The sequence below is a fragment of the Pelotomaculum propionicicum genome, from assembly GCF_048984525.1.
GTDB classification, from domain to species: Bacteria; Bacillota; Desulfotomaculia; order Desulfotomaculales; family Pelotomaculaceae; genus Syntrophopropionicum; species Syntrophopropionicum propionicicum_A.
The window spans coordinates 1-25,604 of record NZ_JBMGJC010000002.1 but is presented as its reverse complement, the minus strand read 5'-3'; the positions used below and the strand labels follow the sequence as shown (position 1 = coordinate 25,604).

The following is a 25,604-nucleotide window of genomic DNA, read 5'->3' as shown; positions in this document are numbered from 1 at the left end:
ATATGAGCTTACTTGGTTGCGTCGGGCTCCAGTTGATCGGTATTATAGTTGTAATATTTTAGTTGTCCATTTATAATCCCGTAAAAACCAGCCTGAGACACTGAAAGTACTTCCTGGTTTTCGCTTTCAGGTAAAGGTTTAACCCCTTCGTTTATAGTTGAGACAGCGTTTATAATTTGACCAGTTACTTTATCAATTAAAGCCCAATTATACATACTCAATCACCTGCCATTCACATGCTCCATCACAGTAAATTGTTGTGCTATTAAGAAGTTTTGCGCTATAAACCTTGACTGTTAGGTCAGTAGAGCCACCTGTAATTGAGCCACTATAAGTAGGGAAACCTCCCGAGGATTGACCGCTACCATCTTCTGCATACCCAAGAATATTTCCTCCTGATGGGGTAAGTGAAACACTACCCCTTGCTGCCACATAACCGGCGCTCCCTTTGGATGCGCTTAGTACCATTGTTTTTGCCGTATTAACCGCCGTAATGGTTACGTTACCGGCCCCGGCAGATGTACCACGTTGAATACTTCTGATAAATCCGGCAGCCAGGTTTGTTTCCAGGGTATCTGTGTAACCTGCCATTTGTGCTAAACGGGCAAAAACGGTATTTGTTCCAGCTGGGTCGGTGTTCAACCCTAGTTTTGTTTCCAGGGTATCAACATAATCCGTGATCAGCTTTAATCCTTTAAAAACTGTCGTTAAGTCGCCGGTTGCCGGGTTTGCGGTACCAATGAGGCCCTCTACGGTATCGGTATAACCCTCTACCTGATCGACATATTGTTCTAACCTCGCCATCCAGGCAAATAAAGAGGTTATCCCGGCCGGATCCCCGCTCTTACCGATCAGGTTCAAAATCTGGATTGCGTTTGCGAGTGCCGCTATTGCCGCTTTATCCATTTAGATCACCCCTTCCTATGTCACCACTGGCGTGATAGAAGTTAATTTCCCAGTTGTATATCCGAGTGTCGTTGTTATTGTGGAACCTCCAGCTATTTCCGTAAGTGTCTGCAGATTTCCACTTCCGTCATAGGCCAGGGTTACCGTGTCAACCATTGTCACCCCATCCTTCTCGGTGATTGTTTGAAGTCGACCGCTTCCATCGTATGCCAGGGTTACATTCCGTCCGTCGATTTCAATATTCAAGACCTTAGTTTTGTTGATGTCCTGGGCATCTAATCCTTTTGCCATGGCATTTGATTCGAGAATGTCCAAGTTCTCATTATAGGCGGCCCGACTGACCGTCTCATTACTGAGAGGTTTTTTAAGGCCGAGGTTTGGTGTTATTTCTGGCATTATTCATTCACCTCCAATAAATCCCACATTAATATTAGAGCATCGAATAAATTTTTTGTCCGGTTCTTCGCATCAGTCATCACAAAGGCTTTTGCAGGTTTAATGTATGTACCTTATAACCTTTTATAATGAAGCAGAATCATCCACTATCAATGTTTCAGCTTTATCTCGTCTTACAGAAAAACAGGAAGCAAGAGAACCTCCTCCCTGCTTCCATCTTTAGCTCCTTAGTCAAACTTACCAGCCCACCAGTATATTGTTTCTGTACTATCATAAGGGTCACGGGGATAGAATGTAAACCCGTCCGACGTAAAGGCAATTTGAGCACTTACTTCGGTGCTGCCCCCGTCGTTCCTCATCCAGTTCATAGTTATTAACGAAACCCCTAATATACTGCCTTTTGTGGCAATAAAGCGTGAAGTACTAAATCCTGTTTGTTCTAGGTGTACCCATGTGGGCTGAAAACCTAAGCCCGAAATGGTACGCTGCTGCGTATAATTGCTGTCAGTAATTGTAAGAGATCCAGTAGCAATTCGGCCCTGAAATGTCCCTGTTATTCCAAAAATAAGCACGTCCTTTTTTATGTTCGCTGCAGTTAAGTCAGAGTCACCCTGTACGTAACCATTACCGTCATGGTATCCCGTAACTATAGCTTGTTGGGCCGTTCCAGGGGTTATTGCTAAAGCGCCCCTATTTATCATCGTACCTGTTAACTGTGCGCCATCAACAAAAGCTATTTTACCCGCTAAAATATCCCCGGCTACAGCGGTACCTGGTGATGTATTAATCACATTAGAGTTACCGGCCACCCCGAAAATGTTAACTCCGGCTTTAATATTTGCAGATATTAAGTCCGCGTCCCCTAGTACATAACCGGAGCCGTTATGATACCCTGCAGTTATGGCCTGGTTAGTTGTTCCAGGGGTCAGTACTACAGCGCCCCTATTAGGCATAGCGCCTGCCTGTTCACCGCTGTCATTAGTAAAGGTTTTACCTGCCAGGACGTCACCTGTAGTTGCAGTTCCACCACCTCCTTCACCCTGTAAGATAAAATTTGTTCCGTTATAACGAAGGGTGTATATACTTCCAGCCTTTAAGTTGCCAGCCGACACATCGTTTCCATTTGGCTTCTTAATGCTTTTTACGCCGAGCCCATTGACATTAACTGTTGAAGCCCCAGTGTTTTCAATACTAATCTTAATAGCTATAGCCATACCTTCGGTATAAGAAGCAGGCACCGGGTTGAGAGTAACAATATATACGTTAGTTGCACCCGATGCTATTGCGTAAGGTATATGTGGCACATTATCGGCCAAATGCGCAGCATGATCATCTGCCCTGGTCTTTATTTGGGTATCTATGGCATCCATATTTGTATTAGCGTGGGCCTGCTCGTCAAAAGCTTCATTGTCTTCAGGCTTTAAAAAGCCGTAATTGGCAGTTTGTTGCAATTGTTCCACCTCCTATGAAGGTTTATAAGTTTTAATCCCGCCGTAGGTTAACGTCTTAAGGTCTCCGTAGGTAAGCCCCCAGGTCTTGATATCGCCGTAAAGAGTCCAGCGGTATTGATACTGAATACTAAGGTGCGCCGGTACCACCGCCCTTAAGGCTGCCATCAGATCGTTCATGTTCGGGGGTATCCCGAAGACATCTACGAAAATAATTAGCACCAGATACTGAGGGTGGTTTTCCACTACCTCCACCGTGCCGTTTTCGTAGCTCTCCGCGACCTCTTTGGCTATTTTAATGGTACAGGTGCCCTTTCCCCGGATCCTGGACTTAATCTTTGGCCGCCGCTGAGACTCCGGCTGCTCCGGCGCGAGAGGCAGTCCCAGTTCCTCCTCCCAGTCATCCAGGCTCCAGGTCGACGTGTTGATATAAAACTGCTCCAGCGTCTCGTCAAGCGCCTGGCGAAGTTTATCTACCTCCTCCCCTCTCACTTGACTGATGGTTTTAATTACCCGGCTGGATTTGTAATACTCGGGAAGACAGCCCAGCATCCTCAGCCCGCTTGCGCTGGTCATTGGATAATCACTCATGTTATTTGCTCACCACCTACTGTTACAGAACTTTAAAATAAAGCATGACGCTATTTAAGCGGCTTAAATTACTGGCTTCGAGTATTTTCCGGATTTAAACGTATACCTCCAGTTGATCCCACATCAACCCAAGCGTATCGAGCTGATCCCAGGTCCAAACCTTTTCGTCAAGATCGTCCCACAGGAAATAACTGTACTCGTACAGGATTTCCAGGTGCGCCGGCACTATGTCCCGGACTGCCGCCATCAAGTCTTCTATGTTCGGCGGCAATCCACGCGTGTCCACAAACTTCACTATTACCAGGTAACCCGTGAAGTCTTCTGCCACGTTCACGGCACCTGCGTCGTAGCTCTCCGCCACTTGCTTCACCAGCTTGATCGTGCAGGTGCCCATTCCCCGCAGCTTCGACATGATCTTGTCGCGCCGTTCAGTCTCAGGCTGCGCCGGGGCCACCGGCAGGCCGAGTTCGGCCTCCCAGTCCCCTAGGCGACATGTCGCCGTGTTCACGAAAAACTGGTCGAGGGTCTCGTCCAGCGCCTGTCTCAGCTTGTCCAACTCGCTCCCCTGGCCCTGGACGATCGACCTCATCACCCTCGAAGACTGATAGTAGCACGGCAGGTAACCGGTCATCTTCTGCCCCCTTGCTGATGTTACCGGATACTCACTCATGGCAGCAGGCTCACCGTCCCTTTCACCGCCACCTCCTGGGCACCCACAGTAATGTTGGCCGTACCCCCGTTCACCGTAAACCCGGTGTAGTCCTGCACGCCCGGCGTATCCAGGATGGCGTTTCCGATCCGCACGTAGCGCACGTCGTTGTCCTCAGTAAACGCCAGGCCCCTGATGTAGTCCTCTATGTTTTGCTCCACTGCCGCCTTCACGCTGGTGGAGTTGTAACCCGGCATAATGGTTAGCGTAGCTGAGACATTAATCAAAACCGCGGTCGCCTTTTCCACCGTTACCCTGGCGCCCACCGGCGCCTTACCTTCCCCGGTGTCCTTACTGAATGTGGAACGGTACACCGTCCGGTCAAAACATACCTCCACGGCCGTGGTATCGGGTGCAAGGCGTTTTATCCGTAGTTCGATTTGATCCGACCCGTTCCAATAAAACTCCACGATCTTATCTGTAAAGGTTGTACCAAGGTCACTTGCCTTAAGCGTGATCTTGGCGTCAGTCGATCCTTCCGGCCTGGTCTTACACCAAACAGCGCCAGAAACATTATACATCCCTACTTCCAGCAGGTCGTTGACTCCTGAGATATTGTCAACCTTGAGATGGTTCCGGGCCTGCCAGATGCCGGGCTGTTGTAGGATGCTGTTTACATTTGTATGAGTTACCGTTCCAATCCCGGAAGTGTCGTACACTATCTTGACTGAACTCCCTGTGTCGTCCGGCTGATTGTCGGGAAAAACTCCAAAGCCGCCGATCGTCATGTTTTCGGCCTCTTTTTCGTTTATCCAGGACGGGGCGATATAGTTCTGTACAGCATCCACCAGGGTCTGGCTCGCCGGGGCCTTGTCCGTCCCGATGATCGCCACGCTCACCGTCCCCGGGCCGTCCCTCACCGGGGTTACCGCGACTCCCCCGACTCCAGCCACTTCCAGCGCCCAGTTCAAGTAGTCGGCCTTATTCCCTCCCGCCGAGGGGGACCTCACTTTTTGAAGGTACCTGGCCAGGAGCGCAGCATCGGTTTCCGTGTTCAGCCCCCCGGTAATCGGGGCGGAGTTCGTCACTCCCGTGACCCCCACGTAGGGGTCCACCACCACGCTGATAGCCCCGGCTGGTACGTTGCCGCCTGTCCCCGCCACCACGGCCTCAATATCGGCAGTTCCAGTTCCGCCACTTTCGATATTACACTCCGTGGTAGTTAAAAACTCAATAGAAGGAGTATTCGTAACAGGGTTAGCCTGGGTAGCAACCCTCAGCCCTGCGTTTACTTTTCCCGGCGTTCCCGTAATCGTCAACGAGTTACCCTTTGCAGTCGTCCCTGTAGCCTTCACCGCCGCTATCCTGGTCAGGCCGTGCTCCTCGCAGCGCAGGTCCAGGTAATCGCCAAAAGTCGTCGAAGCGAAACCCCTGCGCAGGACCTCCTTTGCCCATATGGCCGCCAGCGCCAATTCAATCGCCACCGGGGAGACCGCGTCCCAGATGTAGCTCCCCTCCGTCTTGTCAAGATCGTCCGGCAGGGCGTCAAGGATTCTCTGTTTTATTGCTTCCTCTGTTTGCTCAGTCAAGTATTCCGGCAATACAGCCATCTTATCCGATCACCACCATTCCATTCATAGTCCCGCTGCCGCCGAGCACACTGGTTACCTCACATGTAAACTGGCATGTGTCTTCCTCCCAGGTGAAGGTAAAGTTGTCCACGCCGGATGTCCTCGGGTCTACCTTCAAGCACTCGGTTGTTATTCGCTTGATTTCACTTTCGTTCCCCGCCCGGTTCAGATGCCGGCTTATAAGGTCTTCAAACTCCTGCCCATAGTTCCGCGAGTAAACGAGGTAGCGGTACCTGGCGGTCATCAGCGCCTTTCGGCACCACTCCAACCAGGCCTCCTCGTTACCGCACTCGGCCACCTGGCCTGCCGGCGTCAGTACGAAGTCCCCGCTGTCGAAGTCAAAGCGCCAGCTCCTGCCGAAACGAACCTGGCCGGCGCCTGTTCCCGTTATTTCAGGGAGCGGGTTCACTATTTCTATAGGAAATAAGTTAGGCATTTGGCACCACCTTGCAAATTACTACGAAGTCCTGACCGCCGTTCACCGGGATAACCAAAACCCGATCCCCCGGCTTCAGGCTGACTGACAGGTTATGGCGGACATCCTCGATCTTGTCTGCTCCACCGCCTCCCTGGTAGTCAATGCGGGTGAAATGGGAATACACAGTTGAATTTGGTATATCGCTGCCGTCTGCGTTTACAGGGGCAGCAGTTTTGATCACCCTTCTCGGCTGCGGGATTTCCTGTCTTATCAGCCAGTCCGCCACCAGGTAGTCCTTTATTTCGTATTTAAACGAGTCCAGCTTCAAACCGCCCGCTGTAACCGTCCCCAGTTCGCACGGAGTCCCGGAGACAGCCCGTGCGGCGTGGCCTGCCATGCGCTTCTCTATTACTGAGGCAAGTTCCTTGTAAGGATTAGTCACTATAGTAACGCCTCCTCACATACTCTTCTCCCGCCAGTTCCAGGGTCATCCTGCCCGGTGCGCCCAGTTCATGCCGCACCGAGTTCACCAGCAGGTCAATGTTATTCAGCTTGACCTTGTCGCCGGCACGAATCGTATTAATATCCAGACCCGCCACAGTTATAGTTTCCTGCATCCCGCAAAGCTTCTTCTCACCAGCCGAACGTGCCGCCCCGGCATCGGTCAGTTTGGGGTCGCTGTGCACCTTCTGCAGTGTCCCGTACCGATCCGTCTCGCCGGTTACCAGTGCCAGCACCGGAGAACGTTCCTCCACCGGTGCGTTCCCAAGCACCTTTACCTGAGTAACCGCTCCTTCCAGGCTGCGCCGCTGCCTGATTTCCTCCACGTTGCGCTCCGCCTCCAAGGCCCAGACCGTTTCGTTACTTCCTAGCTTAACCAACCCCAGACCATCCGGCGTCATCCGGGGACGATACATGTCCCCTCCCTTGACGGCTGTTTCTTTTAAGTCCGCCATAATCATAGAGTAAATGGGCCGGGCGCGGTACACCGCCTTGGCCAGGGCGACCCCCGTGTCGGCCACCTGGCCCAATTCCAGTCCCCAGTCCGAGGCATATCGCTCCAACCTTTGAGTGGACGTCTGCCCGGCCGGAAACAGGTACTCGTCCTCGCTCTTGGCCAGGTATATCGTCCTGTCGTAAACAGTTACATTAATATGCTTCTGCCCCCGCGTTTCACTATCGCACTGCCATACCATTCCCGGGTGCAGCAGGTACACCATACCACTACCCCCGAAGGGCACCCCGGACACTCTTATCTCCTGACCCGGAGCGATCCCAATCTGCTGGAAGTCGTCCGTCACCACCAGCCTGACCGAGGCCCGGTAGGCGATCTCATCCAGCGAGTCCTCCAGGGTGATCCTTTCCACTAGTTCCCGCAGGAAGTATTGATTAGCCAGCACCACCTCGTACCTGTTCAGCGTAAAGTCACTCATTGCGGCATCACCAGCTTCTGGCCCGGCAGGATCAGGTCGGCGTCCGGCCCGATAATCCCCTCGTTGGTCTGGTAAATCTCCCGCCACCTGTTGCCGTCGCCGTACTGCATCTTCGCTATAGCCCAGAGCGAATCGCCTGTCCTCACCTCGTATACCGCCGGCACCGGCCTGGTGTCCGGCCTCGGCTCGGCACCCTGCAGGGCGACCGAAATTTCCGCCGCCGTCCTCACTTTCAGTTCCTGCCAGGCGTGACAGGTCAGGTCAAAGTAGACGTCCCCCGGTTCTCCACCCCTGAAGGTAGTCGTGTGGGCACTTACCAGTACCAGGACGTTGACAATCGTCTCCGTGATCATCAGTCGCACAGGCTTCTTGCTCATCATCCAGGCGGTGAGCTTATTCATCGCCTCCTGCGGGTCGTGGATATCCGGGTAGCGGCAGTAGCTGGAGTCGTATTCTTTGGGAAAAAATGAAGAAAAGGTGATCTCTTTCACCTTCTCCCCATGCGGAAACTCCACTTGACCCAGGTTAATTATATTTACAACGTCCGTAAGCTTCTCCCGCCGGATGGTCACCTTCGCCGGGTTGACCGGAAAATGGAACTCCGGTCCGGCTGGGTCTATTAAATAAAAATCCATAGGAGGCACTCCTCCTCAATTTTTTGATAAAAATTTTATACAACACCAAAACCAGATGTGTTCATGTTTTCAAATACCTCGCCCAATCTGGCCACTAACTTATTGACGATCCCGTTTTCGTCCCCTTGCCCTTCCACAGCGATGTTAACAGTAACATTCTGGTTATTAACTTCCTGCTCGGTGTATTGATCGCCATGGTCCGATTCCGGCTGGAGAGTAGAACGGAAAATCTCTTCGTCGCCAAGGGTTTCGTTATCAAAGGTGAGAGAACGAAAAGTTTCTTGGTTTAATAATTCTTCTATATTAGGGGAAAGAGAACGAAAAGCCTGTTCATCGCCCATCGCCTCCTCGGGAGGTAGAACATAAGGCTGTAATAATTCCTCCGTATTAGGGGAAAGCGATTTTAAATACTCTTCGTTTAATAATTCTTCCATATTAGGGGAAAGAGAACGAAAAGTTTCTTGATTTAATAAATCTTCCTTATTCCAAGAAAGCGAATATACAGGAGCGGGAAGCTTCAATAAATCTTCCCATTCCAACCCATTGGGAAGAGATTCCGAACCAATAGCAGCTTCTGGAGGAAAAGCCGGGTGATCGTACACATATTTTCCAAACTTATATCCAACTTGCTCTATACCATGTTGCAAAACAGTACTTAAAAATGGAATGCGGATCCTCTTTGTAAGATACATACCTAAAGGCTTAAACATTGCTGTCTTCATAAAAAGTCCAGCAAATTCTTTTCCTTTTTCATAATCACCATAATATTTAACATCACTATATTCTACCATCTTAGCGATATCATTACTTGTTTCACACACTTCAGTAGCAAAACCCAGCGGTCCTAAAAGTGAAATTAACTTACTTGGCGATTTTCCCGCATAGATAAATTCCTTCATTTGATCAATATAAATATCAGATATAAAGCTTGATATTACGTCTTTAAAAATTTCATTTTCAGACAAATCCCAAAAGGGAATGTCATAACCCGGATAGTTTGAAGCCTCCTTAAGCCGCTGTTCTTGATTAATATATAGATCTATGGCATCTTTTTTATCTCCGGCCACGTCGTGGCACCCCCTTCCTGGCCTTTACCTCAGCCTCAAGTTCCAGGGAAATACTCGCAAGCAAAAAAAGCTGCTCTCCCCTGGACAGCCGCCAGAACTCTCCGGGGCGCAGGTGGTGCCGCACCCAAATGGCGTGCAGCGCCCCTGCCAGTCCCCCGGAGCTAATCAGTTTTTTACGTCTTCCAGACTGATATTAAAGCCGGACAGGTCGAGTACTATGTTGCTGAGCGCCGAAAGTTCTCCCGCGAGAAGTATGCGCTTGATAACCTCCTCCGGTCCCGAAGCGTTGAATTTATTGATAAGTTTCTGGTTGCCCCAGTCAGGCTTGACCGTGGCAGTCGCTATCAGCGCAACATTAAACTGTTCTTCATCCAGGCGCTCAGTAACACGCCCCCGTCTTTCATTCCTCTCGGAGCAGCGCTCTCTGATACTGAAGACCTGTTTTCCGGTAAGACCTCTTAGAGTCACAGGAATATTCAGCCTTGGGACTACAACCGTCCGCTCCGGCACAGTATCAGTTTCAAGAAGACGCTGGAGTATTTGATCTTCAGTCATTTTTTCAAAGCTCACTGTCTCCACTCCTAACCGGCTACAATCGGGTCGAGCAGCTCGTATTCCTCAAAGGTGAATTTGATCTCCTCCACCACTTCTTCGCCGGCCTTCCAATTAGCCAGAGGCAGTCCGTCAACCATCACATTTTTCAGCCTGATCCGTTCGTGCCCGTAGGACTCCGGGTCGTCCAGCTTGGAGATGATCTCGAACTTGCCGAAGCCCCTCTGTAACATCTCGCTGGTCACCTTGAAACCGCTCATGGTGCCCGTCCCTTTCATAGGGCCTTTTTTGTGCCGCTTCCAGGCGTCACCCGAAAGCAGCAGTTCCCTTTTCTCCATCTCCACTGTCGCTTCGAGATGGTTTATGTTGGTCTGCCATTGACCGTCAATGTAAAGGTACCCGTAGGTACCCAGTATTGCCCTGCTTGCGTCCAAAGCCATTTAATCACACCTCCCTATTTCACTATAAATGTGCTGAAGATCAGTTCCATCACATCGGTCAGACGGGCTTCCCACTTCAAGTAGACCTGGTCCGGCTCCGGTGTGAGTGGATGTCCAGTACCGTAATAATCCGGGTCCTCGTAGACGTCGTAGTCAATCGCCTCGATCACGCCCCCCTGGGCCAGTGTCAGCATGTACTGCTTGCAGGCCCCGATCAGCGCCAGGCGGCCTTCTTCGGTGTTGTTCACCTTGCCGATATAGTTATCCTCCGCCGTTTTCACCAAATCGCTATTGACGGCGTCCATCACCCTGATTGTGCGGATCTTCTTCCAACTGTTGTTCTGTCCCTGGCGAAGGGTCACCAGCGAGTTCATCCCTCGCAGCACCTTAACCATGCGTCCATCGTGGAAAGGCAGAAACACCCCGTTCAGTACCGCCTCCTCCATCTCGCTCTTGGTCCAGCGCCTGGTCACGTCGTCAAAGGGAGTAGCGGCGTAGGTCGTCGACTCGCTGAGCTTCTGCCCCGCAATCAGCCCGGCTACGTAGGCTGCCGTCTGGGCGCTGGAGTAACTCACGCCGTTCAGCACCACGCCGGTGCCCACGTTGACCACGCCCTCATGGTTGAAGCCCACGCTGCGCGTAGTCGCCTTGTTCACCGCGTCCGCGGCCGTATCATCCGCTGCCGAACCGCCTAGGACAGCTATTACGCCCTTACCCTCGTCACGCACCCGGCTCACCCAGGAAACCACGCTGGTTTGGATGGCCGGATCATATACTCCGTCCAGTGTCAGCAGGTTGAACTCCTGCGTTTCAAACGCAGCCAGGGCGTCGATGTAGTCAGACATAACCGTTGCAATTCCCGAGTTGCCCCCCGTAAAGGGAGAATTGGTCACATTGGCGAGGACACCCGTTCCATCCGCCAGCTTGGTGGCCGTTACCCACTTGTTACCTATATCTCCGTTCACCGTATCCACCGCCGCCTGGACGGTTCCGCTGTCGAATGTGAACGTCCGTAAAAGTGCGCTCCCCTCGAACAGCAAGATATCCTTCTTGTTGCCGTCCAACGCGTTCACCTGTACCGTCGCCTTAAAGCTATTGCCCCTCGCGCCGGGATATTTCGCGTCCAGCCGCAGCACGTTCGCCGGCGTCCCGTTGGTGTCCTGCAGCGTCACCGTGGCTGCCGCCGCATTGCTGTCCGCCAGCCGGTAGGCCAGTATCTTGCTGGCCCCGCCCAGCAGGGCGAATCTTAGCGTGTTGTAGGCGGTAGCCCCGTTTGTCACGTCAGCGGTATAGGCGTCAGTCGCGCCCGCTTCGCTTGTCACCTCAACGAACTGCCGCACCGGGCCCCAGTGCGCCTTCACCGGTGCAATCACCGTGCCCCGCGAACCCGCCTTGATTGCGGCCAGGGCCGCCGCCTGAAAGTTGAGATAGAAGCCTGGTAATACCGGCAGCTCAGTGGGAGACCATTTTCCTCCTGCCATTAGCTAATCCTCCTTTTTAAAAATGATTTAATCATACTTTTTACTTCCTCCAACGGAAACTCCGCGCGGACATCACCGTGCAGAGCCCCGTGAAGAACCTCCGGCTTTACACCAAAAAGAGCTTCTGACTTGGCCAGAAGCTCTTCCCGGGGGTATACGGGAATTATGGTTGCAACATTATTTTTTTTACCTCTGCCAGCCATTTTAACCACCTCGCTAATTTATAATTATCCCTTTATGATGCACTCCCGCCATAATCGGTGCTTCTTCCGACGGTCTGCTCGTCAGCCTGCTCAAAACCACGGATACCTGCCCGGCAGTCAAAGAATCTTCCCGCAAATCCGCTGTCGGGGTGCTGACCGTCAGGTACCGCTTGTTTAATGCGTCCAGCGTCAGTTTAATAGTACTTCCCAATTCCTGAACTAACTTTGTTGTGCCGAAAACCAATTCGTATGTTGTATTGCCCAGTACCTCACCGGTATACTTCTTTCTTACCTCGAACACAGCTTTAGCCTTTTCCGTCACCTGCACAGTGGACAAACGCCAGGTAACGGACGGCCTGTTATTGCCCTGCCAAACTTTATATACCGTCCAGCCCGTTAATATTGTCCCGGTCCAACTTGCAAGTGTGTCAAGCCATTCATCACCCGTCGAAATATCGCTAACACTACGAATGATTACCCGAAATCCGAACAAATACCTGTTTTGAAGATCCCGGCCTGACATAGATGGTAATTCTTGGAGTTGGGCTGTGTATTTATTTGTTCCAACTTCTATAAAACCAGCTGTGGGACGTAAAATTAGGTTTAATATGCGCCAGATACGGTCGTAGCCATCCTGGTGATCAATGTTCCGTCCCTGGATATACAACTCGCGCCAATTTTCAGGCGGGTCCTGAGGAGAGACTCCACCTTTGTCGTAAACGGTAAGGAAGGGGATGTTGTCTGGCGCGTCTGGTTGTATATCCACAAAAATATTTGTGTTTAGCGTTCCCTCCCCCATAGCTTGTAAATATTGTGCTATTTCTTTAGCAATCATTATAGTCATGTTATCTCAACCTTCCTTTCAAGGTTCCTTCCAACGTTTCCCCCCCATACCTTTTCTCACCACCCTTCCTTACAGTTATAGACACCAAGGCCTTGGTGGAGTCTCCCTTAATAGCATTATGGGTCGCTTTTTCCCTCATGTGGCACCGTGCAGAAAAATTTTTTAAGTACAAATTCTTAAGCTTTTTAACGAGCATATGATACATCCCTTAATAGAGGAGATGTAACTACCACAACTTTTGCTTTTGTGCTCTCGGATCTGAGAACATCTCATATCCGCCCATGGCTGCTAAAGTCACTAAATAGCATTTATACGTCCAATTCGTGTTTGAGAATTTTCCTTGACGAACAGTCGTCTTGAGGCTGATTTTAAATCAGACAGTCGAACAACACATCAATAGAGTTGACTGTTTTCAGCAAGCAGGACGCAAACAAATAACCTACCTATTCCGGCCCAAGTTGTTATATTTTTATAACAGTTTCTGGTTGCCCCAGTTAGGCTTGACCGTGGTAGAAGCTATAAAGCGCTAACCTGCTTGGCCACCCTCCTCAGGTAATTATTTTCATTTGCTGTCGGGGAAAATATAGCACAAACCGCCTGAAGGCATGTTACCGATACACCGTTAAACCAGCCACCCCCTGTAGCTTAGCTTATCTCTAATATGTAAGCACCCCTAAAGGTGCTCAGACTGTAGATAAACTCATATACTTCATAGAAATTTCCGCCACTGTATATGTGCCAACCATAACCTTCCCATTATATCGGCTAATGCTGACATTTTGTTATACCTCCTCAACTAATATTTTGTATTTTGCCGGGATATGTCGCCTTATCCCGTCAGGATCGCGAATGGTTTCAGCTGAATCATACCCACAGCGTATCGTAACAAAACGGGTGAGGTTAAGGTTTGCTCTATCGAGCAACCGGTTTAAATCATCAAGTATACTGAGTGGTTCTTCAAAACTGGTAGCCTGGCTCCATATGTGTAATGTGGTTGTCGCTTCCCGGCCCTGCTTGCCAAAGTTATCTACCGACGTTTCTTTAGCTTCACCAATTACTACATATGGATAGGACTGGCCGCTAGGAACATTGTCAAAAACACCTGTGATTTTTCCCATTAGAATTAAGTCGTTTGTTAAGATTGTATAAATCGCATTCTGGATCTCCCAAAGTGATGTCATATCCAAATTCCCCATTTCACTTGTTGCCTGTAAGTTACCTGAACCGTCTATTTGAGCATAACCTACTAATATCTGATTTCCAAAACCCTCTAGGGTACTGATTCCCTCAAGATAAGCTATTACATTAATGATGTGAATTCCAGTCCCGGTAATATCGCCCTGGCCGGAAAACTGGATTTCACCTTCCGCGATATCTATTCCGTCTCCAGAAAGATAACTTTGCCCTTCGAGATTCGCAAATCCGTTTTTAACTAGATTACTTGTTCCATTGAGAGCTCCTGTACCATCTACTGTTACAGATCCTTGCCGGACTTTAATACTACCAGATGATAAGTCTCCCTGCCCTGCAATTTCTATAGAAGAGCCTATGACTGGTGCATACCCCTGTGCTGAAACATTGCCTTGACCTGTAAGACTTGCGGCACCAGTAACAACCATTGGTTCTTCTGTATAATTAATTATAATTCTTACATGGTTTACATAAATATCACTGTTGTTAGATGTAGCGTGGCAGGCTAGATGAACACCGAAGTTATTAGCATTTACAGCACTTGGAGAAGAGTTTGACCAGCCCCAGAGATCGGTGCTTCCTCCGAAAGAATTATACTGTTCTATCCCTGGCCAAGAAGCACCCGCGCTCTTGTTATTTCCTACCACCCCGGTTGAATTCAGGTAGATATAATCATCTGCAACACTACCAGAACCACAATATCTTTTGATCTCAACTAGTATACCTTCTATAGTGGCATTTAATGGAATACTAAAACCAAAGTTGTAAGCAAACATCCTTTGGGAATATTTACCTATATCGAATTGGTTTGATGTTATAGATGCGTAGTTGGAGTCATCGGCAGTAATATAACTAGGATTTACCCATGCTTGGTCTGTATAAGGCGAGACACCTGTATCGCTCACTGCGCTGCCCGCACTTTTCGATTGACTTGGCATTTAACTCACCCCTATATTGGGGACGTCTTATCGTCCTATACAAGATTAACGTCAACATCCGCAGCTGGAAACCGTAAGGTATCTCCTGCATTCAGAGTCTTGCTTGCGGTAAGGTCTCCGCCCCACCAGAAATCTCCTAGGGTTGATGCACTCCAAAGACCGACATGAGTTATAGTGCAGGCCGGCATTCCGGCAAACTCAATTTGAGACGGATTATCGGCATGTTTGCTATTAGCAGCGTTAAAGGTAATAGCTTGACGAGCATAGCTCCCACCAGTTACTTCGTTTGCCCCATTATCCCCACTGTCAGCAGTATGGAGACTTATATAGAGGTTTGTTGCTGGAGTAAAATCAACACCGCGCAGGATCTTGTCTAGAATCTTATTCGCTGTTGCAGTTGTAAACGGCATTTGTCTTCCCTCCTTCTAGAGTTAAAATTTTTGAGTCGGTAGCCTGCCGTTGTATCTTAATATCTCCACTGTTAGAAGTAACCGACAGGCCTGTGGCATTATTAATCCAGGATATTAACGAAGATTTGATTCGCACCAGGATCCATATAGATTGCTGCTTTCTTATATCATTTTGCCAGCACCACCTCAACAAGTAAAAACAGAGCCATTTAACCCAGCTCTGTCATTACTCTAATAAAAATAACCATCCTCCTATCGGATGGCTCCCTGCTATCATATTAAATCCACTTTTCTCCTTTGTGGCACTGTGCAGAATAAAATTTTTTATAATTTATCTACACTAAAACGAGACTGCCTCGTTGTTCCCAGTTCCACCCCGTACTCCAAAATACTGTCTTGCCATTGTTTTAATATGTACTACTCTCCACCAATTCATCCTCCGGCTATTGTCCCAGCCAAGCAGCTATCTCCAGGGAACACTTCCCCTGCTCACTGTTATTCTAACCACCTGCAATAAACATAAAAATACCAAAGCCGCCTAGGCAGCGGCTTACTTAATAACAATTATTGATCGGTTTTTACCTATTGTGGCACAGTGCAGAAATAAATTAACAGAACAAATTCTAAAACCTAACATAGTAAACCGTTTTTTGCAGCCAATCTTACCGTGTACTCTACAATTCTGTCCCACCACCGGGTAAATGTATTTCTACTCTCAACCCATGTATCCTCCGGTCTCTTCCCCAACCGCTCGGCAACTTCATGTGAAAACCTCCACTGTACTGCCGCCGTCCACCCCTGTCGTCCCCTGGCATGCCGATACTCCCTGCGGAGGTTCAAAAAGACTTGCATTTTCCAAGACAGTCGCCGCTCTACTTCTTCCACCAGTTCCAGCCATCGTTCGGTTTCTTGGAGATCCGCCAACTTCTGGCCCTTTCTCCCGGTAGGATCTCCTATTTTATTTTTCCCGCCGGGCACGCTATTATAAAGGGGGGCAGAGTTGTGGATTATCTCTTCTCTCCGGCGCCAGTATTCCTTTCTTCGCTCAGGATAGTACAGAAGCCAGGCTGACACGATTTTATTATCTTCCCGTATTTCACTTTCAAAAAGAGCTACCTCCATTTATCTGCCTCCTTTTAAAGCTTCGTTTGTTAAGGCCTGTCTTTTTAGCCGTGCTGGCCAAAGTATTACCCTTTGTTGAAGACGCCTAGCCAATCTGTTTTAGCGAATAAATAACTTATTTGAGCGAAGCTGAGTGTCTTGAATTATCTATCCGTTTCAGTAAAGATTGGGCGCGGATACCATGTCCGCGCCTAATTTCGCGCTCTTAGTTTTATTAGTTCTATTAGCTAAGCCCCGTAAACAGAAACATGCTCTATTATCAAATACTTCTTATTAATGTTTTTAGTTACCTATTTATAGCCCTTGTACTACTTTTTGAATGTAATACAAGGAACAGGAATTATCCCGGGATAAGTAAAAGTCCTACACTTGAGATCGAACATATGTTCTTTATACATATAATATATTACCAAAATGGTAATATCCTATCAATAGGTTTTTATATTTTCACGTTCTTTTCCGTTATTAAAGCTTTATACTGATGAAAATATAAAAAATTTGGTATACAATAAAGCCGCCTTGGCGGCAGCTCCCTTAATAGCATTATGGATCGGCTTTTAACTCTTGCGGCACCGTGCAGATAAAAACTAAAAATTTTTCAACCTTATCATGCAGACTGTTTTAACCGCCAGCTTCAAGCTGTACTCCACAATCCTGTCCAACTACCGGTTATGTATTTCTAGTTGATTTAACTCCAAAAGATTATAATTATATAGAATTGGTAGATTTATAATATTATCAGAATTTTTATACATATCTACTTTAATATGTAAAATACTGAATAAAAAAAATTAAGATTATCATTCTAAAGGTGTAGAAAATTGAAATATTTTGTTTTATAATAATGCAACGTTTCGTGGCAGTCAATGAAATATATTGTCGTATTTTAGCGAATTAGTGAGGGTTGATAATGTTTAAAAAAAGGCTCATTTCCTTAAGAAAATCAAAGAAATTAACCCAAATTAAACTTGCAAAAATACTTAAAATATCTAGAGGCGCATTATCGATGTATGAAATAGGACAACGGGAACCTGATTATGCAACACTTCAAAGAATAGCGGACTACTTCAATGTCAGTACTGACTATTTACTCGGGAGAACCAACATTTTAACTCCTTCAAAGTACATGGATATTATTGTTCATTACATTAAGGTTATTAATGAATGGGAAAAAGAAGGAAGATCTCCGGAAGAGATAAAGGTGCTTTGGGAAAAAATTGAAAATATAGCTTCCAGATATAAGCTAAAATAGCTGGGAGGGGCTTTTTCATTTAATCCTTTACTATCAGGTGTTTATATAGTTTAATGTTAATGTCGCTATCATTTTTCAGGAGGCAAATAAAAAGATGCTCTACGAAAGCACCAGGGGCAATTACAGGCGGGTATCGGCGGCAGAGGCTGTCAAGCTTGGCATATCACCTGACGGAGGGCTGTTCGTCCCCAGTGAAAACGTGGTTTTTGACAGGAAAATGCTGCTCGATATGGTTAACCTTGATTACCGGGAACGGGCATATTTAATATTAAAGGAATACCTGGACGATTATTCTGAAGAAGAAATCAGGGAGTGCGTGAAGCTGGCCTACAATACTGAGAGTTTTGACTCGCCATATTTTGCCCCGGTCCACAGGCTGAACGACTCGCTGTACATACTTGAACTCTGGCACGGCCCCACCTGCGCCTTTAAAGATATGGCCCTGCAGATCCTGCCCCATCTCCTGACCAAGGCGGCCGTTAAAACCGGAGAGAAATCTACTATTGTAATTCTGGTGGCCACCTCCGGAGATACCGGCAAAGCCGCCCTGGAAGGTTTCAAAGATGTGCCCGGCACCAGGATTATCGTTTTCTACCCGGAGCAGGGCGTCAGCGAGGTCCAGAAACTGCAGATGATTACCCAGGAAGGCGGCAATGTGGCAGTCGTCGCGGTCCGGGGCAACTTTGACGACGCGCAGTCCGGGGTTAAAAAAATTTTTGCGGACGAGGGCTATAACCTGGATCTGCAAAAATCCAATTACAGGCTTTCTTCAGCCAATTCTATCAACTGGGGCAGGCTGGCGCCCCAGATAGTGTACTATTTTTCAGCCTACCTTGACCTGGCCGCGAAAAATGTTATCTCCATTGGTGATAAAATTAACTTCGTGGTCCCGACAGGCAACTTCGGCAACATCCTTGCTGCATATTACGCCAAGGAAATGGGCCTGCCGGTCAACAGGCTTATCTGCGCGGCCAACTCAAACAACGTGCTGACTGATTTTATCCGCACCGGCATATACAACCGGAGCAGAAACTTTGTTAAGACTATCTCCCCTTCCATGGACATTTTAATTTCAAGCAACCTGGAACGCCTGCTCTATCATCTCGCCGGGCGCGACCCCGCCAGGGTGCGCCAGTGGATGGCCGACTTAAACGGGACGGGGTCCTACCAGGTTGACGCGCCTACCAGGGACAAATTACAGGAAATACTGTGGTCGGATTATGCTGATGACAGGGAAACGATCGAGACGATCAGGTCAGTTTACCAGATTAACGGGTACATTATGGATACTCACACCGCGGTTGGCATGAAAGTCTACGAAAAATACACCGGCGCCACGGGAGACACCGCAAAAACAGTTGTTGCCTCTACTGCCAGCCCGTTCAAGTTTAACGAAAGCGTCGTCAAAGCCATCCTGGGTGATGAAGCAACCAGGGGGAAAGACGAGTTCGAACTTTTACAGGTCTTATCAAAAGCCAGCGGTTCGGATATTCCGCCGGGGCTTAAGGACCTGGACCGGAAACCGGTCCTGCATAAGACAAGCACAGCCAGGGATAATATGGCTGAGGTTGTAAAAAATATTCTGCTTGACATATAATTTTTATACAGTTTTACATCTTGAAATATTTGACTTTTGGGAAATGTTGTGTTAGAATTAAACGGTTCTCACGGTTAGGTCTGTCAATTCCCTCTCTCAGCCTGTTACGTTGGTTAGGGAACTCAATTTGAACATCCTAATCCAATGGGGCTAAAATTATTCGAGGGGGTTTTTTAATGTATCAAGACCGTTATCTGACATGCCGCGACTGTGGCAATGAATTCACTTTCTCCGCATCGGAGCAGGAATTCTATGCTGAAAAAGGATTCACCAATGATCCTGGTCGTTGCCCGAGCTGCCGCGCAGCCCGGAAAAACGAGAGACGGAATACCGGCGGCGGTTTCCGCCAGAGGCGCCAAATGTACCCTGTGGTATGCGCCAGCTGCGGGAAAGACACCGAGGTTCCTTTCCAGCCGAGTGGAGACAGGCCTGTATACTGCAGCGACTGTTTCCGCCAGGTGCAGACCTACTAAAACTGATGAAAAAGAGGCAGCTGACAGCTGCCTCTTTTTATTTATCTTTGGTACCTGGTACCTAAATTATTAAGTTTTTATACGTTTGTGCTCCGGCTTCTCCCTTCCCTGTACCATGCAGAGCCTCCCACAAACTGACCGGCCACCGCGGCCGCCAGGTTCAGCGGAATATCCCAGGCGCTGAGGCCCAGTTTTAACCGGAGGAAGATAATCAGAGGTATAGACAGGTGTACGGCTAAAAACCAGTTAACAGAAAACTTTTTAACCGTGGAGCGCCACCGTCCCAGCGGCAGGTTGCATATGAAAGAGAAAACAGTCAGGCCGGCGGCCGGTATTATATAATGCTGCATATTGTACATCCCGTTTCCAAGTGAATATAAAATTCCCCATTATTAACTCAAATGGTATTCGACATAACTTTATGATCTCCCTTTCCAGTTGACAAACAGATTATGGCTCAAGTTCTATACATGAATATATCTTGAATAGTGGCAAAGGATTTGTTCTACGGTAAACAAAATCATGTCCATTAAGGTAAATTATTTTGGAGAGGGGCAAAAATCCACCTTGCTCCGCAGGCTTTCGATCACCAGGCTGTCAGTCGGGAAAGCCAGTTCGGGGGGCGCGGCCAGGTCGAAGTATCCCACCGCGTCCAGGTCAGCCTGCGCTGTTAATTCACCGCCTGTGACCTCGGCCATAAACCAGATCCCCACAGTATGCGTTTCCGGGTTATGAAAATTTGACTGTACCGTATAAACCCCGTTAATCTTAACGTCCAGGTTGGTCTCTTCCTTAAATTCGCGGGCAGCCGCGTCAAATACGTCCTCGTCATACTCAACATAGCCGCAGGGTATACACCACAAGCCGCTGTAGCTTCCGTTTCTCCTGCCCAGGAGGATCTGCCCGTCTTTATTAAGTACTATTACCGCTACCCCCACGACAGGGTTTTCATAAAAGATATATTTACAGACCGTGCAGGTCAGCCTTTCTCTTTCCCCGTAACTTCTATATTCCAGGCTGCCGCCGCATTTCGGGCAGTAAAAAAACCGCTGGTTCATAATTACACCTCGTTTTACTCATATCACAATTATACATTAAAACCCCCTGATAACCATGCAAAAAATGATTGGGGCTGGTTCGATAAAAGGCCATTACTGAACATTGATATTGAAAGGGATTTTTAATGGCGAACTGGTTGAGTGCGGGGATACCTGATACCTGCTCCTTATTCACAAAACCTTTAGATCAACGAACAGAAGATTACATCACCGGCCGTTTTGGTTAAGAAATCAGTAAAGCCCGCATTACTGCGGGCTTTCCATGTTTTGATCAAGGTTTACATAAAGTGCATTTTCTTTTTCGTCATATTTTGCCTGATATTTACCTTTAGCGCCTATGTAAAAATGATTAAAAAATCCTCTGCTAAATACTTTCGTCTTTTTGATATTTTGACCGTCTTCTGTAGCTTTTATCCTGATAACATTCTTTTCTTTGTCATAAGCTAACTCAACTTTTTCTGTATTCAACTTTTCACGGGCATGTTTGTTTAATACTATAGAATTCTTTGATATAGTCACCAATGGCAATTTAGGCACTCTTTCACCGCGAGGTTTATAAACTTCAAAAGGCATTCTCAACACTCCCATTTTTTAGTATTATTAATAGATTATAAAAAAAAATTAAGCATTTGTCAAACATACTTAGAAATTTTATTTTACGGAGTAAATTTTCAAAAAGTGTTTAGCCTAGGCTTTTTTTAAATTATTATAGCAATATAAAACAAATAATGAGCTTTTACCACAAAAAATATTTTTTCAACAATGTTTTTTTAGTCTCCTATACCTATAAATTATTGTTTATTTCCTCATTTTATTTATTATTTCATCTAGAACACTTAAATTTTTTTATTATCTGCCCTGCATGTGTTCACAAGCATTCCAGCCTCTTAAAAATTATTTTTATACTAAATAAGTGGTGAGTGAATTTAATAAAGGATTTCCGATCTTAGTTAAGAATAAAATAAAATTATACTGCGATCCCTTCTGACATTATTAAATTTATTAATGAGGAGAGTAAATATGGACTTTACAAATTTGAGTGTTAAAGAAAGAGCCGACTGCTGCCAATATATATACACTAAAGAAGGAGACAGCGGGCTTCCAAGATGCTCCGACCATTTTTTGGACAACCAGGACTGCGGGAGCATATGCTGCGGACACTGCTCCGATTACGGCACCTGTGAGCAGGAAAAATGCAGAAAGGTTTGGATTGACCCCAAGCTGGTTATAGACAACCCGGTCGGCAGGTTAATTTACGTGGTATTGGAGACAGGAGAACTGGTATCAGGTTCTATACCCTGTCTGATTAGTGAAATGTATGATGATAACGAGTAATTAGATTATAAAGATTTATCGTTTTATGACGAAAACTTAACAGGAGAAGTTTTAACGTCATATTTGTGTAAAAATTTGAGGTGTTGCTATGAGAAGAGTGTCGACTAATTTACTTAAGCCGGGCATGAAAGTAGGCCACAATATTTTTAACAGCAGGGGTGAGACTTTAATAAGCAGGGGTGTCGTCCTTAATGACGGTTATATTGACAGTTTGAAAAGGTTGGGCATCCCGGCTCTTTATATAATCGATGACAGTCTGCCTGACTTTTATGTCAGTGATGTTATTGATGAAAAGAGCAGAGTAGCGGCTATAAAACTGGTCAGAAATATTCTCGGCGGGAACAAATCTTCCAAATCCCGCCTGGATAACGCCCTCATTAATGAGTCCAGGTCCACTATCAGCGGCATAATTGACCAGTTAATTGAAAACCCAAGCCTTATGGTGAACCTCATAGACATACGCAGTATTGATGACTACCTTTTCGGCCATTCGGTAAATGTTTGTGTGCTTTCTCTGATCACCGGCATCTCTTTGGGATACGACCGTAAAAAGCTGATGACACTCGGCATGGGCTCTTTGATGCATGACATGGGCAAAATCCTCATCCCCGCCTATATCCTCAATAAGCCGGGCCCACTGAATGATGAAGAGTTTAATGTTATTAAGCAGCATTCCGAATATGGATATACTATTCTCAACGACGGCGAATCAAACATAAAAGTGCTGTCCGCCATAATCGCGCTGCAGCATCACGAGCGGTATAACGGTGAAGGTTACCCGAAAGGGCTTAACGGCAACAGCATTCACGAATTTTCTCAGATCGTGGGGATAGCGGACGTTTTTGACGCCATGACCGCCGACCGGGTTTACCGGAAGGCGCACCCGCCCTTTGAGGCGTACGAAATGCTGGCCGGTTCCGGCAACTATTTCTTTGACTATAAACTGGTACTCGCTTTTCTCAGCAACATCGCCGCTTATCCGGCCGGTTCCCTGGTCAGGTTGAGCTCGAATGAAATCGCCATAGTGGTTGAAACACCAAAAGGTTTTCCTCTTTACCCCAAAGTTAAAATACTGTACGACGACGCTGGCGGTAAGTTAGCGGAGCCGATTGACGTTGATCTTTCACTGCAAAAAGAAAAGACCGTTTTAAAGGTCATGGACCAGGAAGAAATAGAAGCTGCTAAAAAGATGCAAAAAAATAATTTAATAACTCAATTGGCATAGCGCCTCGCACCCCAGTATTCCTCACCGTAGGCACCGCTTTCCACCGCTTGTATAGTTACAGCGCAGCTGCTGTTGGGGGAGTGGATCATCATCCCGTTTCCGATATACATACCGACGTGGTGGATCTGTCCGAGGCCTCCCTTGGCCGCGAAAAAAACCAGGTCTCCCGGCAGCAGGTCCTCTCTGGCGACAGCCGTGCCCTCCCTGGCCTGCTCGTCGGCATCCCGGGGTATGGATATACCCTGCGACTGGTACAACCGCATGGTAAAACCGGAACAGTCAAATCCATACGGCGTCGTGCCCGCCCAGATATAACGCAAATTCAAAAATTTTTTTGCCTCTTCAACAATACCGGCCTGTGAAAAATACAAATCACTGGCTTTTTTTATACATCCGCGGGACAGGTAACCGCAATCCCCGCCCGGCAGCCGCACGGTCACTGTCTGTTCCCCCTCTTCCAGCAGGGGCAGCCTGGTCATATAACCGGCCTCCGCCCGCAGCTCTGTCAGTGCGGGATTTTTAAATATCAGGGCTGATTTATCAGCCACCACGACGTTTGGCAGGTTTTTTAGCTCTTTATTGTACAAATGGTCGATTGCTATATGAGAAGCGGGTACCCAGCCCGGGTAACCCAGGACATTTAACGATGTTTTCTGTGATTCGGCAGCAACCTTTACCCAGTCGCCCCGGCGCTCCAGGACTACTACCGGCTCACCGTAAAGGGCCATGGTCTCAGCTTTCCCCACCAGCCACAAACGCATATCGCCATCCATTCCGCCGGCCCAGCCGGCGGGGTCATTATTTTCTTTCAATAGTGACCTGTCATAATCCCTGGCCTGTCCCGGTTCGCACCAGAACACTGTAGCGGCCACCCTTACCGCGCCCCGTTCGGGGCTGTCAGCCGTATCAGGAGCGTTTTGGCCGTTATCCGGAGCAATAGGCGCTGGTTTCTTCCCGGGCGGCTTTAAACGTTCTGCCAGGGGATAGCCCGTGGAAAACTGGTATACCAGGTATAATAACACTGCCAGGATAACAGCAATCAAAAGTCCCCTTGATGTTTTGTCCATATCATCCGCCACCACAAAAAGTATCCTGTTAATAAGATAACCTATAGTACTGATAAATAAAAATGTTTTAATCAAATTCGCGGAATGGATTGAAAAACCTCTTGGGCATACTAAAACAGGAGGGATAATAATGAAAATTGAAGCAATTAAAAAGAATTCTGAGGGTGATATCACGGATGTGATGATCAGCGGCAATGTGTACAGCATAAATGACGCCATCATGCTGGCCAGGGACGGAAAAATTGAAGGAGTTAACGTGGCAAAAGCCAGGAGCGGCAGAGAATACCTGCGCAGCAATCCCGACGGAAGTGAAGACAACAACCTGGACAACCTCCCCGCTTTTTAAAGAAAACTGAATAATGTGGAAGATTTGGCGTTAAGCCCCGAAGGCTGGCGCCTTTTCTAAATAAATGTATACAGGTATATTATTTTATTATTCTTAAGAAAATTTTTGATTTAATGGTATAATTATTAAAGCAGTCCAGTCAGTTGGCAAAATTTTCATAGAGAGGTGTTTTTAATGGGCAATATTTCAGGCAATGAAGCGCTGCAGCTTCTAAAAGATGGAAACAAAAGATTTACTACGGGGAATCCGGCGGTTAAAGACACGGGAAAAGCTAGGCGGGATGAACTGGTCAGCAAAGGCCAAAAACCATTTGCCATAATTGTTACATGTTCTGATTCCCGGGTGCCGCCGGAACTGATATTCGACCAGGCCCTCGGGGATCTTTTTGTAATCCGCACAGCGGGAAACGTCGTTGATCCGATTGCTGTCGGCAGTATTGAATATGGGGTTGAACACCTCGGTTCCCCGCTCCTTGTTGTAATGGGCCATGAAAAGTGCGGCGCCGTACAGGCTACTGTAGACGGCGGCGAAGCGCCGGGCAGTATTGCGGCGATCGTTTCCAAAATCGCGCCGTCAGCCGAAAAAGCAAGGGCCGCCGGGGCGTCGGGCAGCGACCTGTATGAAAAATGCTGCCTTGAAAATATTAAGGCCACCATTGATGAAATTAAAGAAAGCCATATTGTAAAGCATTTTATTAAAGACGGGCACCTGACTGTAATCGGCGCCAAATACCATCTCGGATCCGGAGAAGTGGTTTTTATTTAATTAGAATCATCACCACCCCAAAATGGGGTGGTTTGAACCAGCCCTATAAGGGCTTATTACAAGCCAGCGCCTAAAAGACGCTGGCTTAAACTTCGTTCAAGCCATGTGCACTGATTACTTGGCAGAACCCT

32 protein-coding genes are annotated in these 25,604 nt (G+C 47.6%); 7 read left to right on the top strand and 25 right to left on the bottom strand.

Features of this window, described 5'->3' with window-relative positions:
- Positions 1 to 8: 8 nt before the first annotated feature.
- The 21 genes from ACOBQJ_RS02500 to ACOBQJ_RS02400 form a co-directional block, all read right to left on the bottom strand.
- Positions 9 to 215, bottom strand: coding sequence for a hypothetical protein (locus ACOBQJ_RS02500; RefSeq protein ID WP_421070147.1), 207 nt, complete (start codon positions 213 to 215; stop codon positions 9 to 11).
- Positions 208 to 906, bottom strand: a complete 699-nt coding sequence (locus ACOBQJ_RS02495) for a hypothetical protein (RefSeq protein WP_421070146.1) — start codon at positions 904 to 906, stop codon at positions 208 to 210. Before ACOBQJ_RS02495 ends, ACOBQJ_RS02500 begins: the two co-directional genes overlap by 8 nt.
- Positions 907 to 921: 15 nt before the next feature.
- Positions 922 to 1,302: an RHS repeat domain-containing protein gene (locus tag ACOBQJ_RS02490; RefSeq protein ID WP_421070145.1), complete on the bottom strand. Its 381-nt coding sequence runs from the start codon at positions 1,300 to 1,302 to the stop codon at positions 922 to 924.
- A 227-nt stretch (positions 1,303 to 1,529) separates the two neighbouring features.
- Positions 1,530 to 2,753, bottom strand: a complete 1,224-nt coding sequence (locus tag ACOBQJ_RS02485; RefSeq protein WP_421070144.1) for a phage tail protein — start codon at positions 2,751 to 2,753, stop codon at positions 1,530 to 1,532.
- Between the two features lie 12 nt (positions 2,754 to 2,765).
- Entirely contained in the window at positions 2,766 to 3,341 is a 576-nt protein-coding gene (locus ACOBQJ_RS02480) for a putative phage tail protein (protein ID WP_421070143.1), read from the bottom strand.
- Positions 3,342 to 3,435: 94 nt separating this feature from the next.
- Entirely contained in the window at positions 3,436 to 3,972 is a 537-nt protein-coding gene (locus ACOBQJ_RS02475; protein WP_421070142.1) for a putative phage tail protein, read from the bottom strand.
- A 35-nt stretch (positions 3,973 to 4,007) separates the two neighbouring features.
- Positions 4,008 to 5,600 (bottom strand): baseplate J/gp47 family protein, encoded by a 1,593-nt coding sequence (locus ACOBQJ_RS02470; RefSeq protein WP_421070141.1) that lies wholly within the window; start codon positions 5,598 to 5,600, stop codon positions 4,008 to 4,010.
- Position 5,601: 1 nt separating this feature from the next.
- The gene (locus ACOBQJ_RS02465; RefSeq protein WP_421070140.1) at positions 5,602 to 6,057 is read right to left on the bottom strand and encodes a DUF2634 domain-containing protein; all 456 of its coding nucleotides are present in this window, start codon (positions 6,055 to 6,057) and stop codon (positions 5,602 to 5,604) included.
- Complete coding sequence (locus ACOBQJ_RS02460; RefSeq protein WP_421070139.1) at positions 6,050 to 6,481, bottom strand: DUF2577 family protein; 432 nt, start codon at positions 6,479 to 6,481, stop codon at positions 6,050 to 6,052. The genes ACOBQJ_RS02465 and ACOBQJ_RS02460 overlap by 8 nt, the downstream gene beginning before the upstream one ends.
- Positions 6,474 to 7,472 (bottom strand): XkdQ/YqbQ family protein, encoded by a 999-nt coding sequence (locus ACOBQJ_RS02455; protein ID WP_421070138.1) that lies wholly within the window; start codon positions 7,470 to 7,472, stop codon positions 6,474 to 6,476. The genes ACOBQJ_RS02460 and ACOBQJ_RS02455 overlap by 8 nt, the downstream gene beginning before the upstream one ends.
- Positions 7,469 to 8,107, bottom strand: a complete 639-nt coding sequence (locus tag ACOBQJ_RS02450) for a LysM peptidoglycan-binding domain-containing protein (protein WP_421070137.1) — start codon at positions 8,105 to 8,107, stop codon at positions 7,469 to 7,471. Before ACOBQJ_RS02450 ends, ACOBQJ_RS02455 begins: the two co-directional genes overlap by 4 nt.
- 35 nt (positions 8,108 to 8,142) lie before the next feature.
- On the bottom strand, positions 8,143 to 9,174 hold the full coding sequence (locus ACOBQJ_RS02445) for a hypothetical protein (protein ID WP_421070136.1): 1,032 nt from the start codon (positions 9,172 to 9,174) through the stop codon (positions 8,143 to 8,145).
- 165 nt (positions 9,175 to 9,339) lie between these two features.
- The gene (locus ACOBQJ_RS02440) at positions 9,340 to 9,744 is read right to left on the bottom strand and encodes a phage tail assembly chaperone (RefSeq protein WP_421070135.1); all 405 of its coding nucleotides are present in this window, start codon (positions 9,742 to 9,744) and stop codon (positions 9,340 to 9,342) included.
- An 11-nt stretch (positions 9,745 to 9,755) separates the two neighbouring features.
- Entirely contained in the window at positions 9,756 to 10,166 is a 411-nt protein-coding gene (locus ACOBQJ_RS02435) for a phage tail tube protein (RefSeq protein WP_421070134.1), read from the bottom strand.
- 14 nt (positions 10,167 to 10,180) lie between these two features.
- Positions 10,181 to 11,647: a phage tail sheath subtilisin-like domain-containing protein gene (locus ACOBQJ_RS02430; RefSeq protein ID WP_421070133.1), complete on the bottom strand. Its 1,467-nt coding sequence runs from the start codon at positions 11,645 to 11,647 to the stop codon at positions 10,181 to 10,183.
- The gene (locus ACOBQJ_RS02425) at positions 11,647 to 11,850 is read right to left on the bottom strand and encodes a hypothetical protein (protein ID WP_421070132.1); all 204 of its coding nucleotides are present in this window, start codon (positions 11,848 to 11,850) and stop codon (positions 11,647 to 11,649) included. Before ACOBQJ_RS02425 ends, ACOBQJ_RS02430 begins: the two co-directional genes overlap by 1 nt.
- Positions 11,851 to 11,863: 13 nt before the next feature.
- Positions 11,864 to 12,649 (bottom strand): minor capsid protein, encoded by a 786-nt coding sequence (locus tag ACOBQJ_RS02420; protein WP_421070407.1) that lies wholly within the window; start codon positions 12,647 to 12,649, stop codon positions 11,864 to 11,866.
- 46 nt (positions 12,650 to 12,695) lie between these two features.
- Positions 12,696 to 12,890, bottom strand: coding sequence for a hypothetical protein (locus ACOBQJ_RS02415; protein ID WP_421070131.1), 195 nt, complete (start codon positions 12,888 to 12,890; stop codon positions 12,696 to 12,698).
- Between the two features lie 586 nt (positions 12,891 to 13,476).
- On the bottom strand, positions 13,477 to 14,823 hold the full coding sequence (locus ACOBQJ_RS02410) for a DUF3168 domain-containing protein (protein ID WP_421070130.1): 1,347 nt from the start codon (positions 14,821 to 14,823) through the stop codon (positions 13,477 to 13,479).
- 35 nt (positions 14,824 to 14,858) lie between these two features.
- Positions 14,859 to 15,233 (bottom strand): phage tail fiber protein, encoded by a 375-nt coding sequence (locus ACOBQJ_RS02405; protein WP_421070129.1) that lies wholly within the window; start codon positions 15,231 to 15,233, stop codon positions 14,859 to 14,861.
- A gap of 630 nt (positions 15,234 to 15,863) precedes the next feature.
- On the bottom strand, positions 15,864 to 16,355 hold the full coding sequence (locus ACOBQJ_RS02400) for a hypothetical protein (protein WP_421070128.1): 492 nt from the start codon (positions 16,353 to 16,355) through the stop codon (positions 15,864 to 15,866).
- A gap of 910 nt (positions 16,356 to 17,265) precedes the next feature.
- Between ACOBQJ_RS02400 and ACOBQJ_RS02395 the strand changes: the two genes are divergently transcribed.
- The 3 genes from ACOBQJ_RS02395 (at position 17,266) to ACOBQJ_RS02385 (ending at position 19,677) form a co-directional block, all read left to right on the top strand.
- A complete protein-coding gene (locus ACOBQJ_RS02395) occupies positions 17,266 to 17,607 on the top strand; it encodes a helix-turn-helix domain-containing protein (protein WP_421070127.1) in 342 nt (113 codons plus the stop codon).
- Positions 17,608 to 17,701: 94 nt separating this feature from the next.
- The gene (gene thrC, locus ACOBQJ_RS02390; RefSeq protein WP_421070126.1) at positions 17,702 to 19,204 is read left to right on the top strand and encodes a threonine synthase; all 1,503 of its coding nucleotides are present in this window, start codon (positions 17,702 to 17,704) and stop codon (positions 19,202 to 19,204) included.
- Positions 19,205 to 19,380: 176 nt separating this feature from the next.
- Positions 19,381 to 19,677, top strand: a complete 297-nt coding sequence (locus tag ACOBQJ_RS02385) for a zinc-ribbon domain containing protein (RefSeq protein ID WP_421070125.1) — start codon at positions 19,381 to 19,383, stop codon at positions 19,675 to 19,677.
- Positions 19,678 to 19,754: 77 nt separating this feature from the next.
- Here the strand turns inward: ACOBQJ_RS02385 and ACOBQJ_RS02380 are convergent, their stop codons facing one another.
- The 3 genes from ACOBQJ_RS02380 to ACOBQJ_RS02370 all read right to left on the bottom strand — a co-directional run bounded on the left by ACOBQJ_RS02380 (position 19,755) and on the right by ACOBQJ_RS02370 (position 21,308).
- Entirely contained in the window at positions 19,755 to 20,027 is a 273-nt protein-coding gene (locus tag ACOBQJ_RS02380; protein WP_421070124.1) for a hypothetical protein, read from the bottom strand.
- Positions 20,028 to 20,216: 189 nt separating this feature from the next.
- A complete protein-coding gene (locus tag ACOBQJ_RS02375; RefSeq protein WP_421070123.1) occupies positions 20,217 to 20,735 on the bottom strand; it encodes an NUDIX domain-containing protein in 519 nt (172 codons plus the stop codon).
- Between the two features lie 246 nt (positions 20,736 to 20,981).
- Positions 20,982 to 21,308, bottom strand: coding sequence for a hypothetical protein (locus tag ACOBQJ_RS02370; protein WP_421070122.1), 327 nt, complete (start codon positions 21,306 to 21,308; stop codon positions 20,982 to 20,984).
- A 447-nt stretch (positions 21,309 to 21,755) separates the two neighbouring features.
- Between ACOBQJ_RS02370 and ACOBQJ_RS02365 the strand changes: the two genes are divergently transcribed.
- Positions 21,756 to 22,070, top strand: a complete 315-nt coding sequence (locus tag ACOBQJ_RS02365; protein WP_421070121.1) for a hypothetical protein — start codon at positions 21,756 to 21,758, stop codon at positions 22,068 to 22,070.
- A gap of 88 nt (positions 22,071 to 22,158) precedes the next feature.
- Complete coding sequence (locus ACOBQJ_RS02360; protein ID WP_421070120.1) at positions 22,159 to 23,295, top strand: HD-GYP domain-containing protein; 1,137 nt, start codon at positions 22,159 to 22,161, stop codon at positions 23,293 to 23,295.
- Here the strand turns inward: ACOBQJ_RS02360 and ACOBQJ_RS02355 are convergent.
- Positions 23,283 to 24,362, bottom strand: coding sequence for an NlpC/P60 family protein (locus ACOBQJ_RS02355; RefSeq protein WP_421070119.1), 1,080 nt, complete (start codon positions 24,360 to 24,362; stop codon positions 23,283 to 23,285). The genes ACOBQJ_RS02360 and ACOBQJ_RS02355 overlap by 13 nt on opposite strands.
- A 130-nt stretch (positions 24,363 to 24,492) precedes the next feature.
- On the opposite strand from ACOBQJ_RS02355, the gene ACOBQJ_RS02350 reads away from it, so the two are divergent.
- Together ACOBQJ_RS02350 and ACOBQJ_RS02345 are read left to right on the top strand one after the other, a co-directional pair.
- Positions 24,493 to 24,708, top strand: a complete 216-nt coding sequence (locus tag ACOBQJ_RS02350) for a DUF3892 domain-containing protein (RefSeq protein ID WP_421070118.1) — start codon at positions 24,493 to 24,495, stop codon at positions 24,706 to 24,708.
- A 174-nt stretch (positions 24,709 to 24,882) separates the two neighbouring features.
- Positions 24,883 to 25,473 carry a carbonic anhydrase gene (locus ACOBQJ_RS02345; RefSeq protein WP_421070117.1) on the top strand — a complete coding sequence of 197 codons (591 nt, stop codon included), beginning with the start codon at positions 24,883 to 24,885 and terminating at the stop codon, positions 25,471 to 25,473.
- Positions 25,474 to 25,604 lie beyond the last annotated feature (131 nt).

Excerpts from the sequence above, each read along its gene's own strand:
- ACOBQJ_RS02500 (WP_421070147.1), bottom strand. The coding sequence starts at position 215 with ATGTATAATTGGGCTTTAATTGATAAAGTAACTGGTCAAATTATAAAC.
- ACOBQJ_RS02495 (WP_421070146.1), bottom strand. The coding sequence starts at position 906 with ATGGATAAAGCGGCAATAGCGGCACTCGCAAACGCAATCCAGATTTTG.
- ACOBQJ_RS02490 (WP_421070145.1), bottom strand. The coding sequence starts at position 1,302 with ATGCCAGAAATAACACCAAACCTCGGCCTTAAAAAACCTCTCAGTAAT.
- ACOBQJ_RS02480 (WP_421070143.1), bottom strand. The coding sequence starts at position 3,341 with ATGAGTGATTATCCAATGACCAGCGCAAGCGGGCTGAGGATGCTGGGC.
- ACOBQJ_RS02475 (WP_421070142.1), bottom strand. The coding sequence starts at position 3,972 with ATGACCGGTTACCTGCCGTGCTACTATCAGTCTTCGAGGGTGATGAGG.
- ACOBQJ_RS02470 (WP_421070141.1), bottom strand. The coding sequence starts at position 5,600 with ATGGCTGTATTGCCGGAATACTTGACTGAGCAAACAGAGGAAGCAATA.
- ACOBQJ_RS02465 (WP_421070140.1), bottom strand. The coding sequence starts at position 6,057 with ATGCCTAACTTATTTCCTATAGAAATAGTGAACCCGCTCCCTGAAATA.
- ACOBQJ_RS02455 (WP_421070138.1), bottom strand. The coding sequence starts at position 7,472 with ATGAGTGACTTTACGCTGAACAGGTACGAGGTGGTGCTGGCTAATCAA.
- ACOBQJ_RS02450 (WP_421070137.1), bottom strand. The coding sequence starts at position 8,107 with ATGGATTTTTATTTAATAGACCCAGCCGGACCGGAGTTCCATTTTCCG.
- ACOBQJ_RS02435 (WP_421070134.1), bottom strand. The coding sequence starts at position 10,166 with ATGGCTTTGGACGCAAGCAGGGCAATACTGGGTACCTACGGGTACCTT.
- ACOBQJ_RS02430 (WP_421070133.1), bottom strand. The coding sequence starts at position 11,647 with ATGGCAGGAGGAAAATGGTCTCCCACTGAGCTGCCGGTATTACCAGGC.
- ACOBQJ_RS02425 (WP_421070132.1), bottom strand. The coding sequence starts at position 11,850 with ATGGCTGGCAGAGGTAAAAAAAATAATGTTGCAACCATAATTCCCGTA.
- ACOBQJ_RS02420 (WP_421070407.1), bottom strand. The coding sequence starts at position 12,649 with ATGGGGGAGGGAACGCTAAACACAAATATTTTTGTGGATATACAACCA.
- ACOBQJ_RS02415 (WP_421070131.1), bottom strand. The coding sequence starts at position 12,890 with ATGCTCGTTAAAAAGCTTAAGAATTTGTACTTAAAAAATTTTTCTGCA.
- ACOBQJ_RS02410 (WP_421070130.1), bottom strand. The coding sequence starts at position 14,823 with ATGCCAAGTCAATCGAAAAGTGCGGGCAGCGCAGTGAGCGATACAGGT.
- ACOBQJ_RS02405 (WP_421070129.1), bottom strand. The coding sequence starts at position 15,233 with ATGCCGTTTACAACTGCAACAGCGAATAAGATTCTAGACAAGATCCTG.
- ACOBQJ_RS02400 (WP_421070128.1), bottom strand. The coding sequence starts at position 16,355 with ATGGAGGTAGCTCTTTTTGAAAGTGAAATACGGGAAGATAATAAAATC.
- ACOBQJ_RS02395 (WP_421070127.1), top strand. The coding sequence starts at position 17,266 with ATGTTTAAAAAAAGGCTCATTTCCTTAAGAAAATCAAAGAAATTAACC.
- thrC (WP_421070126.1), top strand. The coding sequence starts at position 17,702 with ATGCTCTACGAAAGCACCAGGGGCAATTACAGGCGGGTATCGGCGGCA.
- ACOBQJ_RS02385 (WP_421070125.1), top strand. The coding sequence starts at position 19,381 with ATGTATCAAGACCGTTATCTGACATGCCGCGACTGTGGCAATGAATTC.
- ACOBQJ_RS02380 (WP_421070124.1), bottom strand. The coding sequence starts at position 20,027 with ATGCAGCATTATATAATACCGGCCGCCGGCCTGACTGTTTTCTCTTTC.
- ACOBQJ_RS02375 (WP_421070123.1), bottom strand. The coding sequence starts at position 20,735 with ATGAACCAGCGGTTTTTTTACTGCCCGAAATGCGGCGGCAGCCTGGAA.
- ACOBQJ_RS02370 (WP_421070122.1), bottom strand. The coding sequence starts at position 21,308 with ATGCCTTTTGAAGTTTATAAACCTCGCGGTGAAAGAGTGCCTAAATTG.
- ACOBQJ_RS02365 (WP_421070121.1), top strand. The coding sequence starts at position 21,756 with ATGGACTTTACAAATTTGAGTGTTAAAGAAAGAGCCGACTGCTGCCAA.
- ACOBQJ_RS02360 (WP_421070120.1), top strand. The coding sequence starts at position 22,159 with ATGAGAAGAGTGTCGACTAATTTACTTAAGCCGGGCATGAAAGTAGGC.
- ACOBQJ_RS02355 (WP_421070119.1), bottom strand. The coding sequence starts at position 24,362 with ATGGACAAAACATCAAGGGGACTTTTGATTGCTGTTATCCTGGCAGTG.
- ACOBQJ_RS02350 (WP_421070118.1), top strand. The coding sequence starts at position 24,493 with ATGAAAATTGAAGCAATTAAAAAGAATTCTGAGGGTGATATCACGGAT.
- ACOBQJ_RS02345 (WP_421070117.1), top strand. The coding sequence starts at position 24,883 with ATGGGCAATATTTCAGGCAATGAAGCGCTGCAGCTTCTAAAAGATGGA.